Origin of the sequence: Cryobacterium sp. (genome assembly GCF_025463825.1) — a bacterium.
Lineage (GTDB): Bacteria > Actinomycetota > Actinomycetes > Actinomycetales > Microbacteriaceae > Cryobacterium.
In genome coordinates, this window is the sequence record NZ_JAODBG010000035.1 from 57,283 (window position 1) to 71,671 (window position 14,389).

The following is a 14,389-nucleotide window of genomic DNA, read 5'->3' on the forward strand; positions in this document are numbered from 1 at the left end:
CGGTTCCCTCTCACACGGGTTGAACAACAGTCAGGAACAACGGTGTTCAGATTCATTCTCCGGCGGCTACTCTCGGGCGTCGTCCTCCTCTTCGTCATCTCCACGATCGCCTTCGCCTTGCTCTACATCGGTGGGGGTGACATCGCCCGCCGCATTCTGGGCCAGTCGGCGACCCCCGAAACTGTGGCGCAAAAGGCGGAGGAGCTCGGTCTCAACCGGCCGCTCTACGAGCAGTACTTCGACTGGCTCGCCGGCGCCGTGCAGGGCGACCTCGGCGCCTCCTGGTTCACCGGGCAGCTCGTCACCGAAGGCATCAGCTCCCGACTGGCCGTCACGCTTTCCCTGGTGATCGGCGCGACCCTCCTCACCGCGATCGTTGCCGTCACGCTGGGCGTCTGGGCCGCGATCCGCGGCGGCTGGGCCGACAAGGTGGTGCAGGGCGTGTCCATTCTCGGCTTCGCCATCCCGGGGTTCCTCATCGCGCTCGGCCTGGTGACCCTCTTCGCCCTCAACCTCAAATGGTTCAAGCCCACCGGTTACACCCCGTTCACCGACTCGCCCGTCGGATGGCTGTCCACCGTCACGCTGCCGATTATCGCGTTGGCCATCGGCGCTATCGCCGGTGTCGCCCAGCAGGTGCGCGGGTCGGTCGTCGACGCGCTCCGCCAGGACTACGTGCGCACCCTGCGCAGCCGTGGCCTCTCGTTCAACCGGGTGGTCTTCAAGCACGTGCTGCGCAACGCCGGCGGCCCCGCCCTGGCGGTGCTGGCCGTCGGGTTCGTCGGACTCTTCGGCGGCGCGGTCATCGTTGAACAGATCTTCGCAATCCCGGGCCTTGGGCAGGTGGGCGTCCAGGCCACCACCCAGGGCGACATCCCCATGGTGATGGGACTGGTCGTGGCTACCGCCATCATCGTCGTTGTCGTCAACCTGCTCATCGACCTGCTCCAGGGCTGGCTGAACCCGAAGGTGCGCCTCTCATGATCGATCTCACTCCCACCACGGTCGCTCCCGCATTGCCGCCGGCCGCCCGCCGGTCGCTGCTCTCCCGGCTGCTGCGCAACCCCGTCGGCCTGGCCACCATCGGGTTCCTGGTGCTGCTGGTGCTCAGCGCCGTCTTCGCGCACCTGATCGCCCCGCAGGACCCCAACGACGCGTCGATCCAGGACGTGCTCGGACCGCCCGCTGAGGGGCATCCGCTCGGTTTCGACAGCTCAGGCCGTGACGTGCTGTCGCGGCTCATCTTCGCCGGCCGGTTCAGTCTCGCCGGCGCGGCCCTGGCCCTGGTCATCGCCCTCGCAATCGGTGTCATCGGCGGCCTGATCGCCGGCTACTACGGCAAGTGGTTCGACTCGGTCTCCTCCTGGCTGACCGGTTTGCTGATGGCCCTGCCCGGCATCGTCGTGCTGCTGGCCGCCCGCTCGGTTCTCGGTCCGTCGATGTGGCTGTCCATGATGATCTTCGGCGTGCTGCTCTCGCCGGCATTCTTCCGCCTCGTCTACGCCTCGGTCACCGCGGTGCGGGGCGAACTGTACGTCGACGCCGCCCGGGTCGCCGGGCTCAGCGACACCCGCATCATCGGCAAGCACATCCTCACGGTGGTGCGGGCGCCCGTCATCATCCAGTCGGCCATGGTTCTCGGCATCGCCATCGCCATCCAGGCCGGACTCGACTTCCTGGGTCTCGGCGACCAGTCGATCCCCACCTGGGGCACCATGCTGAACGACGGGTTCCGCCAGCTCTACAAGGAGCCCACCCTCATCCTGTGGCCGAGCATCGTGATCGCGCTCACCTGCGTCGCTCTGACCTTGCTGGCCAACACCATCCGGGACGAACTCGAACGCAGCACCAAGGCCAAGCGCCGCCGCCGGCCGCCGCTGCGTCCGGTGGACGTGAACAAGACGGCGGCGTACACGCACGCCGAAGACCTGGCCTCCTCCGGTCGTACCGGCGAGGTGCTGCTCGACGTGCGTGAGCTCTCCGTCGGTTATGACCAGCCCGACGGCACGGTGAAAACCGTCGTGCACGACGTGTCCCTGGTGGTGCGCCGTGGTGAAGTGCACGGCCTGATCGGGGAATCCGGGTCCGGCAAGACCCAGACCGCCTGGTCGGTGCTGCGCCTGTTGCCCGAAGGTGGTCGCATCACCGGTGGATCCATCTTCTTCGAAGGCGCCGACCTCGCGCTCGAGCCCGAGAAAGAGATGACGAAGATCCGCGGGAAGAAGATCGCTTACATCCCGCAGGAACCCATGTCGAACCTCGACTCCTCGTTCACGATCGGCAGCCAGCTCGTCGAGCCGATGCGGGTGTGCCTGGGCCTGTCCAAGAAGGAGGCCACCGCGAAGGCGCTGAAGCTGCTCGAGCGGGTCGGCATCCCCAACCCCAAGCGCACGTTCGCGGCCTACCCGCACGAGGTGTCCGGCGGAATGGCCCAGCGGGTGCTCATCGCCGGCGCCATCTCCTGCGACCCCGACCTGCTCATCGCGGATGAGCCCACCACCGCCCTGGACGTGACCGTGCAGGCCGAGGTCCTCGACCTGCTGCGGGAACTGCAGCGCGAACTGAACATGGGGGTGGTGCTCGTGACGCACAACTTCGGCGTGGTCGCCGACCTGTGCGACCGGGTGTCGGTGATGCGTGACGGCCGGGTGATCGAAACCGGCCCGGTGCGCTCCATCTTCACGCAGGCGAAGCATCCGTACACCCAGTCGCTGCTCGCCGCGATCCTCGAAGACGGCGCCGCTCGCGGCGACCTTGACGAGAGCACCAGTGCGGCCGCCGCCGCCCAGCACGACACCGTCGCCGCCCAGAACGCCGTAAACATTGGAGCGAAGTCATGACCGAGCCTCTTCTCGACGTCAAGGATGTCGTGGTCGAATACCCGATCAAGGGCTTCCGCAAGGAGCCGTTCAAGGCGCTCAAGGGGGTCTCGTTGGACATCCGTGCCGGCGAGACGGTGGGCCTGGTCGGCGAGTCCGGATCGGGCAAAACCACCCTCGGCCGGGCCGTGCTGGGCCTGGCCCCGGTCACCGGCGGCGAGATCCTGTACCGGGGGAAGGACATCGCCCACCTCGGCCGCAGCGAGCGCCGAGCCCTGTCCAGCGAGATCCAGGTGGTCTTCCAGGACCCGTACACCTCGCTGAACCCGAGCCTCACGATCGAGCAGATCCTGGTGGAGCCGCTCACCGTGCGCAAGGTCAGCAAGAAGGATGCCTCCAAGCGGGTGCTCGACCTGCTCGACCAGGTGGGACTGCCCAGCACGGTCGCCGACCGCCTGCCCCGGGAGTTCTCCGGCGGCCAGCGCCAGCGCATCGCCATCGCCAGGGCCCTGGCCCTTGACCCGCGCCTGATCGTCTGTGACGAACCCGTGTCGGCGTTGGACCTCTCCACCCAGGCCCGGGTGCTCGACCTGTTCAAGGACATCCAGGAACGTACCGGGGTGGCCTACCTGTTCGTCTCGCACGACCTCGCCGTGGTGCGGCACCTCAGCCACCGGGTCGCCGTGATGTACCACGGCGAGATCGTGGAATGGGGAGCCGGCGACCAGGTCACCAGCGCCCCGGCCCACCCGTACACGCAGAAACTGTTCCTCGCCGCCCCGGTGCCCGACCCCGACCGGCAGGAGCAGCGCCGCGCGGTCCGGCAGCGGCTGATGGACGAACAGGGCGCCACCCAGGCCGGCGCCGCCTGACCCGCCCCGCCGGCCCGCCCCGCCGGCCCGCCCCGCCGGCCCGCCCGCCGGCAACTGTTCCCCGTGCGGACGACTGCACCCGGTATGCCGGGACCAATTGTCCGCACGGGGACCCCTTCTCTCCGATACCGATTCCCACGAAAGCGATAGCACCATGACGATTTCCTCCGCGCAAGACACTGCGGTCACCACGCCGGACCCCCGCCTCACCGCCCTGCTCGAGCAGCTCACCCTCGACGAGAAGGTGCTGCTGCTCACCGGCCGGGACTTCTGGACCACCGCCCCGATCGAGAAGATCGGGCTGCGCCGCATCCTGGTCTCCGACGGGCCCAGCGGTGTGCGCGGTGAGGTGTGGGACGAGCGGTCCCCGTCGCTGAACCTGCCGTCCTCCACCGCGCTGGGCGCCGCCTGGGACCCGTCGATCGCCCGCCGGTACGGCAACGTCGCCGCCGTCGAGGCCCGCCGCAAGGGCGTTGACGTGGTGCTCGGCCCGACCATCAACCTGCACCGCTCCCCGCTCGGCGGCCGACACTTCGAGGCGTTCAGCGAAGACCCCGTCCTCACCGCGAAGCTGGCCGCCGCCTACGTGACCGGCGTGCAGGAGAACGGGGTGGGCGCCACCCCCAAGCACTACATCGCCAACGACTTCGAAACCGACCGGTTCACCGCCGACGTGGCCGTCTCCGACCGCGCCCTGCGGGAACTGTACCTGCTCGCGTTCGAAGAGGCCATCACCGAAGCGCACGCCTGGCTGGTGATGAGCTCCTACAACTCCGTGAACGGCGCCACCGTCACCGAGAACGACCTGCTGGAGACCCCCCTGAACTCCGAGTGGGGCTTCGACGGCGTCGTGATCAGCGACTGGACCGCCGTGCGCAGCGTCAACAGCGCCCGGTTCTCGCAAGACCTGGTCATGCCCGGTCCGGCCGGCCCGTGGGGCGACGCCCTCGTCGCCGCCGTCATCGCCGGCGAGGTGGCAGAGGCCGCCATCGACCGCAAGGTACTGCGGCTACTCACCCTGGCCGCCCGGGTGGGGGCGCTGGCCGGCTTCGAGCCCGCCGTCGCCGAGCCCGTGGTCGTCGAAGACGGCATCCGTTTCGCCAAGGAAGCCGAGATCGCCGGCAGCGTGCTCGTGACCAACACCGGGCAGCTGCCGTGGGTCGCCGAGTCCCTCACCAAGGTCGCCGTGATCGGGCACAACGCCCGGTTCGCCCGCACCCAGGGCGGCGGCAGCGCCACCGTGCTGCCCGAACGGGCGATCGCCCCGCTGGACGGCCTGATCAACGCCCTGCCGAACGCCGAGGTGACCTACTCGGTGGGCGCCGTCGTGCAGGAGGGCATCGCCGAACTGCCGCTGACCAGCATCGTCAATCCGCACACCGGCGAGCCCGGCGCCCGGGTGCGCTTCCTCGACGCTGATGGCGGTGAACTGTTCACCGAGGACCGTCGCGCCACCGCGCTGGTCTGGTTCGGCGGCGACGCTCCAATCGCGGCCTCGAAGGTGCTGGAATTCAGCACGACGTACACCCCCGACGCCACCGGGGAGATCCTGCTCGGCTTCGCCAGCGCCGGCAACGGCCGGATCCTCGTGAACGGCGCCCTGCTGCACGAGGAGAACGTGGTGCCGGTAGGCACCGACCTGGGCGCCGCGTTCCTGTCCCCGCCCTCGGCCTCCGTGGCCGTGCAGGTGACGGCGGGCGTGCCCATCGAACTCGTCGTGGAGTACGACATCCCCGCCGAGGGGGCGCTGATGGGCGCGCTGTCGATCACCATCGGCATCGAACCCGACCTCTCCAACCCTGACGGCCTGATCGAGGAAGCCGTCGCCGCAGCTGCCGCCGCCGACGTGGTGGTGCTCGTGGTGGGCACCAACTCCAAGGTCGAGTCAGAGGGCTACGACCGCAGCAACCTCGACCTGCCCGGCCGGCAGGACGACCTGGTGCGCGCCGTGGCCGCGGCCAACCCGCGCACCGTCGTGATCGTCAACTCCGGGTCCCCGGTGCTGATGCCATGGCGGGACGACGTGAGCGCCATCCTGCTCAGCTGGTTCGGCGGCCAGGAGTACGGTGACGCCGTCGCCGCCATGCTGCTCGGCGAGGCCGAGCCCGGCGGACGCCTGCCCACCACCTGGCCGAGGACCCTGGCGGATGTGCCGGTGTCCAACGTCACCCCCGACAACGGGGTGGTGCGGTACGACGAGGGCATCCACATCGGCTACCGCGCCTGGTTGAAGGCCGGCACCGAACCGGCCTACGCCTTCGGTCACGGCCTCGGCTACACGACCTGGTCGCTGGACGGGCTGAGCCTTGACGACGCGTCGCTGCCGAAATCCGGAGCCGCCACCGCCACGGTCACACTCAGCAACACCGGCGACCGCGCCGGCAAGCAGGTCGTGCAGGTGTACGCCTCCCGCGCCGGCTCCGCCATCGACCGGCCGGTCCGATGGCTGGTCGGCTTCGCGCCGGTCACCGCCGAGCCCGGCCAGACCGTGAGCGTCGACATCAGCGTGCCGGAGCGGGCGTTCGCCGACTGGCAGGACGGCTGGCACTACGAAACCGGCGAGTACCTGCTCGAGGCCGGCACCAGCGTGACCGAGCTGCCCCTGTCCGCCACCGTCACCCTGAACTGAGGCTCGCGATGACCGACACCATCCGTACCGTGACCGCTGGGCCCGCCGAGGCCGGCACCGCCTGGCCCAATCCGCTGATCGCCGGGTTCTACCCCGACCCCAGCGTCGTGAAGGTGGGCTCCGATTACTATCTCGCCACCTCCACGTTCGAGTACCTGCCCGGCATCCCGGTGTTCCACAGCACCGACCTCGTCACGTGGACCCAGCTGGGCCACGTGGTGGAGCGGCCCGGCCAGCTCGCCTCGGCGCACGTGCCGACCCTCGGCGGCGCGTGGGCGCCCACCATCCGGCACCGGGGTGGCGTGTTCTACGTCGTGGTGACGGATGCGATGGGCCGCGGCATGCTCATCTTCTCCGCCACCGACCCGGCCGGCCCGTGGAGCGACGGCACTCTCATCCAGGGCATCCACGGCATCGACACCGACCTCGCCTGGGACGAGGAGGGACTGGCGTACATCACCTACTCGGGACTGGACGTGACCAGCGGCGACGCGCCGACCGGCGAGCACAAGGGCATCCTGCAGTTCACCGTGGACCTGGACACGGGCGTGCCGCTGTCGAGCCCCGTGTCGGTGTGGTCGGGCACCGGGCTGAAGTTCCCCGAGGCCCCGCACCTGTACCAGCACGGCGAGCACTGGTACCTGCTCATCGCCGAGGGCGGCACCGAACGCGGGCACGGCATCAGCGTGGCCCGCGGTGACCAGCCCTACGGGCCGTTCACCGCGGGGCCCGAGGTGGGCGGTCCGATCAACCCGATCCTCTCCGCCCGCAGCACCAGCCGGCCGATCCAGAACACCGGCCACGGCGACCTCGTCGAGACGCCGGACGGCGGCTGGGCGCTGGTGATGCTCGGCATGCGGCCGACCGGCATGACCCAGGCGTTCTCCGCGCTCGGCCGGGAGACGTTCATCACCAGCGCCCGTTGGGAGAACGGCTGGCTCGCGGCGGACCCGGTGATCCTGAACCCGCGAATCGGCGAGACCCTGTTCACGGATGACTTCACCGGCGAGGCGCTGGCCCCGGAGTGGATCGCGGTGCGGCGCTACCCGGCCGAGGTGGCCACCCTGGCCGGCGGGCGGCTGGTCCTGGCGGGCGAGCGCACCACCCTCGACGCCGAACAACCCGTGCTCGTCGGTGTGCGGCAGCGGAACCCCTGGTCGAGCACCTCGGTGCGGGTGGAGCCCGGCTCCGGCCTCGGCGGCCTGGGCGTGCGCTACGACGAGGACCACCACTACGAGATCGAGGTGGGCGACGGCATCGTGACGGCCCGCGCCTGCGTGGCGGGCATCCGCCAGGAGTGGACCACCAAGCTGGCGCCGGAGCTCGTTGTGGACGGCGCCGTCACTCTCGGTCTCGACACGGTGCCGCCGGATGCGACGTCGATGCTGTCCGGCCTGACCAGCGACCTCGTGGTGCTCAGCGTGGGCACCGGCGCGGCACGGGTGGAGCTGGCGCGGGTGGACGGCCGCTACCTCTCCCAGGAGACCGCGGCCTCGTTCACCGGCCGCGTCCTCGTGCTCTACGCGGTACGCGGCGAGGTCGCCTTCGCCGCCTTCCGCTACTCCGGCACCGAGTAAGCTCCCGCCCGTTCTCGCAACTGTTACCCCTGCGGACAAGTGGTCCCGGCACACCGGGACCACTTGTCCGGTACGGGCGCAGTCGCGTCCAACCCGGACTCGCGTGTCCGACCACACGGGATGCACCGCTCGTATTGATGCACCGCTCGTATTACGGTGTCGGAATGACAAACCAGAACACGAGCACTGACCCGCATGAAGGGGCAGCACCGACACGACCAGCACTCAAACGCGACATCTCCGGCAAGATGTTGTACCTGTTCATTCTGGGCGACGTGCTCGGGGCGGGCATCTACGCGCTGGTGGGACAGATCGCCGGTGAGGTGGGCGGTGTCACCTGGGTGCCGATGCTCGTCGCGCTGGCCCTGGCCCTGCTCACCGCGGCGTCGTACGCCGAGCTGGTGACGAAATACCCCCACGCGGGTGGTTCCGCCGTGTTTGCGGAACGGGCGTACAAACTGCCGTTCGTCGCGTTCCTCGTCGGCTTCTGCATGCTGTCGGCCGGCGTGGTCAGCGCCGCCGGCCTGTCCCTCGCGTTCGCGGGCGACTACCTCGGCACCTTCATCGACATCGACCCGGTGCTCGGAGCGGTGCTCTTCCTCGCCGTCGTCGCGGCGCTGAACGCGCGAGGCATCAAGGAGTCCGTGCGGGCCAACCTGGTCATGACGGTTATCGAGACGACCGGGCTGGTGCTCGTTGTGGTTGCGGTCTCGGTGATGTTCTCCGGCGGCGGCGGGGACCTCTCCCGGGCGGTCCAGTTCGAATCGGGCGCGAACCCCGTGATTGCAGTTTTCGGCGCTGCCCTCCTGGCCTACTACTCGTTCGTGGGCTTCGAGACCAGCGCCAACGTGATCGAAGAGGTCAAGAACCCGTCCCGGGTGTACCCGCGGGCGTTGTTCGGAGCGCTGGCGACCGCCGGCATCCTGTACGTGCTGGTGGGCACGGCCGCCTCGGTGGCGGTGCCGGCCGCGGATCTGCAGGACTCCACCGGTCCGTTGCTCACCGTCGTCCAGGCGACCGGCGTGGCCATCCCGGCCTGGTTGTTCAGCCTGATCGCGTTGGTCGCGGTGGCGAACGGCGCCCTGCTGACATCGATCATGTCCAGCCGCCTGGCCTACGGCATGGGCACCCAGGGGCTGCTGCCGTCGGTGTTCGCGAAGGTGCTGCCCGGCCGGGGCACGCCGTGGGTCGCGATTCTGATCACCACGGCCCTGGCGATGGTGCTCACCGCCACCGGAAGCATCGCGACTCTGGCGGAGACAGTGGTGCTGCTCCTGCTGCTGGTGTTCCTGAGCACCAACATCGCGGTGCTGGTGCTTCGGAGGGACAAGGTGGAGCACGAGCACTTCCGCGCCTGGAGCGTGCTGCCGGTGCTGGGCGCGCTGTCCTGCCTGGTGCTGCTCACCCAGCAGAGCGGCGAGGTGTGGCTGCGCAGCGCCATCATCATCGCCGTCGGTTGCATCCTCTACGCCGCCACGAAGCTGACCCGCCGCGCCCGCGCCTGACGCGGCTCCATTGTCCGCGAGAGCGGTGCTGCGGTCACCTCCGCACACGGGAAGCAACCGTCTCGCCGCTCTCGCGAGATGCCAACCGGGGTGGGTGGGCTATTGCGGGGGAAGCGGGAGGCACATGAAGACGCTGTGCGGGTCGAGCGTGTAGTCGGCGAAAGGCGGGCAAACGGAGAACCCGTGCCGGCCGTAGAGCCGCCGGGCCGGTGCGAAGAAGTCTTCGGCGCCGGTCTCCAGGTAGAGGGTCTCGAGCCGGCGGTGCCGGGCCTCGGCCAGAATCCGGGCGAGGAGCATCGCCGCGATGCCCCGCCCGCGCGCGGCGGGGGTGGTGCGCATGGACTTGAGCTCGCCGTCGTGGCCGGCCAGTTCCTTCAGCGCACCACAGCCCAGCAGTACCCCGTCTTCGCGGGCGGTCCAGAAGGTGATACCCGGCGCGGACAACGCCGAGTGGTCAAGGGCGTGCACGCTGTCGGCGGGCGAGGTGGCGAACATGTCTGCCAAGTGCTCGTCGAGCAGCTGCCGCACATCCGCCCGGGCCGGGTCGTCCCGCGCAATGTCGACCACGGCCGGTCAGTGCCCGGACACGTCGGAGTCGACGCCGACGCCCGGACCCTGGTCGAGGGCGCTCAACGCCTCGACCTCGGCTGTCGCCAGGCTGAAATCGAAGACGTCCAGGTTCTCGCGCAGCCGGCTGGGGGTCGCGGATTTCGGGATCGCGACCAGGCCGAGGTCCAGGTGCCACCGCAGCACGATCTGCCCCGGGGTCTTGGCGTACTTCTCGGCAAGCCCGGTGATCAGCGGCTCGGCGAGCAGGGTGTTGCCCTGGCCCAGCGGGCTCCACGACGTCGTGACGATGCCGTGCTCGGCGTTGTAGGCGCGCTGGTCGCCGCGGGGGATGTACGGGTTGATCTGGATCTGGTTGACCGCCGGCACCACATCCGTTTCGGCCCATAGCCGCTCAAGGTGCGCCGGCTTGAAATTGGAGACGCCGATCGAGCGGGCCTTCCCCTCGGCGAGCAGCTTCTCGAAGGTGCGCCAGGTCGACACATACAGATCACGCGCGGGCAACGGCCAGTGCATCAGCAGCAGGTCGACGTAGTCCAGGCCAAGCCGGGCGAGCGATGCGTCCAGGCCGGCGATGGCCTTGTCGTTCCCCTGATAGGTGCCGTCGAGCTTGGTCGTGACGAAAAGCTCCTCGCGGCGCAGGCCACAGTCGCGGATGCCCCGGCCGACGCCGGTTTCGTTCCCGTATTTCGCCGCGGTGTCGATGTGCCGGTAGCCCAGCTCGACGGCGGTGACGATCACCGGCGCGACCTCCGCGTCGGTGAGCGGCCAGGTGCCCAGGCCCAATCGCGGGATTGTGTGGCCGTTGTTGAGGGACATTTCTGGTGCAGTCACGAAGTGCCTTTCCGCTGGTGCGTTCCGACGGCATCACGAGTCGCCGCAGTCGGCAACGCCGACTCTTAAAAATAGCCGAGGCGCGCACCGGCCAGAGGTGATAAACCAATATGGGCGGAGTTCGCCAGGACCAGGCCCGCCCGAGTTACCGATTCGTTGACAACCCGGAAGGAAATCGAACCATGGCCACCTTCAAGATCGGCTACCTGGTGGGAAGCCTCGCCAAGGACTCCATCAACCGCACGCTGTCCACCGCGTTGATCAGGCTCGCGCCGCCGGAACTGGACTTCACCGAGATCCCGATCCGGGACCTCCCGCTGTACAGCTCGGACTACGACGCCGACTACCCGCCGACCGGGCGGATGTTCAAGTCGCTGATCGAGGCATCCGACGGCCTGCTGTTCGTGTCGCCCGAATACAACAGGTCGATCCCCGGCGCGCTCAAGAACGCCATCGACTGGGGCTCCCGGCCCTGGGGGGCCAATTCGTTCGCCCGCAAGCCCACCGGAATCATCGGCGCCTCCCCGGGCGGCATCGGCACCGCCGTGATGCAGTCCTCCATGCGCAGCGTCCTGAGCTTCCTCGACGCCCCGCAGCTGAACTCGCCGGAGGCCTACATCCAGTTCAACGCCGACGTGTTCACTGCGGACGGCGAGGTCACCAACCAGGGCACCAGGGCCTTCCTGGGTCACTACATGGAGGAATACTCCGCGTTCGTGCAGCGGGTACTGGCCGCGAACGCGCCCGGGCACATCGGTGACGAACACCCGGATTCGCGCAAGTAGCCGCGCCCGGCAGGTCGACCACGTCGGGATTCCGCCTCCGAAACCGACAAGCTCTCCTCGCAGCCGCCGGGTTCGAACCGGCCGGGCGCGCCCTCGCGCAGGACCCCGATTCGCGCACGGCCCACGCCCCGGCCGGGCGGCTGAACCCTGGGTCAGTCCCGGCGCCACGCCTCGCCGAGGGAGCTGCGTCGCGGAACCAGATCCGGTTTGATGACGACGGTCTGCTTCGCGGTCGAATGCCCGCCGCGGATCTCCTCGATCAGGAGCTGCGCGGCCACCCGGCCCATTTCCTCACCGTGCTGGCTGATCGTCGAGACCGGGATGGCGCTCTCCGACGCAAAGTGGTTGTTGTCGTAGCCCACGAAGGCCAGATCGGTGGGCACTTCATAGCCGGCCTTGCCATCGAGAACCTGGATCGCACCGACGGCGAGGAGGTCAGAGGCGGCGACGACGCCGTCGAAGGTTCCCGGGGCCCGGGTCAGAATCTCCTGCCCCGCCTGCCGCCCGTGGGAGATCTTGAGCGCTCGCGTCTGGATGTGCTCGAGGCTCACCCCCGGGCTCGCCGCCACGGCGGCCCGCGCACCGGCGAGACGCTGGGCGACGGCGGTGAGCATCAGCGGTCCGCCCAGGAAGACCAGCCGTCTGCGTCCAAGGCTGATGAGGTGGCGGGCGGCCTCGTAGCCGCCGTGGACCTCGTCCGCGACCACGCCGGAATAGCTCCCGGATTCCGATTCGTAGTTCACCAAGACCAGGGGAGTGCTCCGCAGCAGCGAGTTGGCCTTGCGGGTGAAGGCCGAGTCGAGCGGGGCCAGCAAGACGCCCGCCACCCTGGACTCCTCGAAGAGGCTGATGTTCATCGCCTGTTTTGCCAGGTCCACATCCGAGTTCGCGATGAGGAGGTTCATCCCGTGCTCCCGCACGGTCGACTCGGCGCCCCGGGCGATGTCGACGAAGAACGAGTTGCTGAGGTCCGCCAGCACGATGCCGATGGTATTGCTGGTTCCCGCCGCCAGTGAACGGGCGGCGTCGTTGCGGATGAAGCCGAGTTCGGCGATCGAGGCCATCACCTTGCGCCGCGTGCCTTCCCGGACTTTCTCCGGGTTGTTCAAGGCATTCGAGACGGTGCCCAGGGCCACGCCGGCGTGCCGGGCGACGTCCGCCATGCTCGGGGCGGACCTCCCGGGCTCTCTCCGCGCCTGTGCCACAGAACTACCCCTGCTCTCATCGACGAGTCCGTCGCTGCTCGAATACTCCCACGTTCCGCGGCCGTTCCGCCCGCGAACTAAAATGAAGCGTTCCAAAACGTAACAAGAAAAGGTTGACAGATGTAGGGCCCCGCGCCTAAGTTCCCAGATGAATCGCTTCAATCCTGGAGCTTCGCACTTCAAGGAGGAATTGTGATCACAGCACCGAACTCACGAATGAGGCGTATCGCGCCCCTCGTGGCCGTCCTGGGAGCGGGAGCGCTCCTGCTCACCGGTTGCGGCCCCGCCGGCGGCGACGCCACCGCCGGAAGCGGCAAATTCACCTACCTCGGTCAGACCGAGAACACCACCATCATCGGCACGCTCAAGACGCTCGCGACCGACCAGTGCGCAGCCGAGGAGAAGGCCGCCCCGCTGACCGCCGACAAATCGGCCGGCCCGCAGTTCGACCAGAAGCTCCAGCTGCTCGCCGGCCAGGACGCCCTGTCGAACATGTTGATGGCCGCCGGTACCCCCTCGCTGATGAAGCAGTTCATCGATGCGGACCAGCTCGTCGACCTCTCGGCGGAGCTCGACGAGCTCGGCGTCTCCGACAAGATCCTGCCCGCGGCGGAATCCACCATCAAGGCGCTGTACGGCGAGGACACGCTGTACTCGCTGCCCACCGAGTTCAACATCGAGGGCTTCCGGTACAACAAGCAGATCCTGGCCGACAACGGCATCGAGGCTCCGGCCACCTGGGATGACCTCGTCGCGGCCGCCGCGACTCTCGACGGCGCCGGCGTGCAGCCGTTCTCCGCGGCCGGCAAGGACGGCTGGCCCATCACCAGGCTCGTCGGCGACTACATCGCCCGTGACCTGGGCCCCGACGCCCTGCAGGCCGTGGCCGACGGTGACGCCAAGCTCACCGACCCCGAGTACGTCAAGGCGGCCGACGAGGTCGCCGCCCTCGGCGAGGCCGGCTACTTCGGCGAAGCGATCGGCTCGATCGACTACAACGCCGCCATCAAAGAGTTCCTCACCGGCAAGTCCGCCTTCTTCTACATGGGCAGCTGGGCGCTGGCGAACTTCAACGACGAGGAACAGAACGCCATCGGCGCCGACAACATCGGCTTCGCACCGTTCCCCGGCGTCGAGGGCGGCCAGGGCGCGATCGACCAGGTTCCGGCCAACGTCGGCGTTCCGGTCATGTTCGCGAAGAAGGGCTTCGGTGAGAGCCAGGCGGCCTGGCTGAAGTGCATCGTCTCCAACTACGGCGACGCCGTGCTCAACGAGAGCGGCGTGGTGTCCGGGTTCGCACTCGACAGCCCACCCGCCGGTCTGCCGGAAACGACCCAGATCGTGCAGCAGCAGATCCAGGATGCGCCGTCGAGCATCCTCTGGTTCGAGGCGCTGTTCACCTCCAAGGGCACCAGTGTCAGCAGACCAATGGCGGTGGGCTTGCCAGCGGCAGCCTCAGCGGAGCCGAGTTCAAGAAACTCGTCCAGGCAGCCAACGACGAGGGGTGATTCCTCGCCCTCGTAGTACGGGGGCGCGGTGTCCGCGCCGCGCCCCCGCTCCTTCCCCGCTGCCCCGGCAGCCAACAGACGGAAAGAA

The 14,389-nt window shown here is 68.8% G+C and carries 11 protein-coding genes; 8 read left to right on the plus strand and 3 right to left on the minus strand.

The window, feature by feature from the left end; all coding sequences use genetic code 11:
* Positions 1-42: 42 nt before the first annotated feature.
* The 6 genes from JWP54_RS04380 (at position 43) to JWP54_RS04405 (ending at position 9,402) form a co-directional block, all read left to right on the plus strand.
* The gene (locus tag JWP54_RS04380) at positions 43-984 is read left to right on the plus strand and encodes an ABC transporter permease (protein WP_297367795.1); all 942 of its coding nucleotides are present in this window, start codon (positions 43-45) and stop codon (positions 982-984) included.
* Positions 981-2,840 carry a dipeptide/oligopeptide/nickel ABC transporter permease/ATP-binding protein gene (locus JWP54_RS04385; protein ID WP_297367798.1) on the plus strand — a complete coding sequence of 620 codons (1,860 nt, stop codon included), beginning with the start codon at positions 981-983 and terminating at the stop codon, positions 2,838-2,840. Before JWP54_RS04380 ends, JWP54_RS04385 begins: the two co-directional genes overlap by 4 nt.
* Positions 2,837-3,691 carry an ABC transporter ATP-binding protein gene (locus JWP54_RS04390; RefSeq protein ID WP_297367801.1) on the plus strand — a complete coding sequence of 285 codons (855 nt, stop codon included), beginning with the start codon at positions 2,837-2,839 and terminating at the stop codon, positions 3,689-3,691. Before JWP54_RS04385 ends, JWP54_RS04390 begins: the two co-directional genes overlap by 4 nt.
* A gap of 154 nt (positions 3,692-3,845) precedes the next feature.
* Positions 3,846-6,320 carry a beta-glucosidase gene (locus JWP54_RS04395; protein WP_297367804.1) on the plus strand — a complete coding sequence of 825 codons (2,475 nt, stop codon included), beginning with the start codon at positions 3,846-3,848 and terminating at the stop codon, positions 6,318-6,320.
* A gap of 8 nt (positions 6,321-6,328) precedes the next feature.
* Positions 6,329-7,897: a glycoside hydrolase family 43 protein gene (locus tag JWP54_RS04400; protein WP_297367807.1), complete on the plus strand. Its 1,569-nt coding sequence runs from the start codon at positions 6,329-6,331 to the stop codon at positions 7,895-7,897.
* Positions 7,898-8,061: 164 nt separating this feature from the next.
* A complete protein-coding gene (locus JWP54_RS04405; RefSeq protein ID WP_297367810.1) occupies positions 8,062-9,402 on the plus strand; it encodes an APC family permease in 1,341 nt (446 codons plus the stop codon).
* A 99-nt stretch (positions 9,403-9,501) separates the two neighbouring features.
* Here the strand turns inward: JWP54_RS04405 and JWP54_RS04410 are convergent, their stop codons facing one another.
* Together JWP54_RS04410 and JWP54_RS04415 are read right to left on the minus strand one after the other, a co-directional pair.
* On the minus strand, positions 9,502-9,969 hold the full coding sequence (locus JWP54_RS04410) for a GNAT family N-acetyltransferase (RefSeq protein ID WP_297367812.1): 468 nt from the start codon (positions 9,967-9,969) through the stop codon (positions 9,502-9,504).
* A gap of 6 nt (positions 9,970-9,975) precedes the next feature.
* Entirely contained in the window at positions 9,976-10,788 is an 813-nt protein-coding gene (locus JWP54_RS04415) for an aldo/keto reductase (protein WP_297367929.1), read from the minus strand.
* 197 nt (positions 10,789-10,985) lie between these two features.
* On the opposite strand from JWP54_RS04415, the gene JWP54_RS04420 reads away from it, so the two are divergent.
* Complete coding sequence (locus JWP54_RS04420) at positions 10,986-11,588, plus strand: NADPH-dependent FMN reductase (protein WP_297367815.1); 603 nt, start codon at positions 10,986-10,988, stop codon at positions 11,586-11,588.
* A gap of 152 nt (positions 11,589-11,740) precedes the next feature.
* Here JWP54_RS04420 and JWP54_RS04425 read toward each other — a convergent pair whose 3' ends face one another.
* Positions 11,741-12,751, minus strand: a complete 1,011-nt coding sequence (locus JWP54_RS04425) for a LacI family DNA-binding transcriptional regulator (protein ID WP_297367818.1) — start codon at positions 12,749-12,751, stop codon at positions 11,741-11,743.
* A 258-nt stretch (positions 12,752-13,009) separates the two neighbouring features.
* Here JWP54_RS04425 and JWP54_RS04430 point away from each other — a divergent pair, with 258 nt between their 5' ends.
* Positions 13,010-14,317, plus strand: a complete 1,308-nt coding sequence (locus JWP54_RS04430) for an ABC transporter substrate-binding protein (RefSeq protein ID WP_297367821.1) — start codon at positions 13,010-13,012, stop codon at positions 14,315-14,317.
* Positions 14,318-14,389 lie beyond the last annotated feature (72 nt).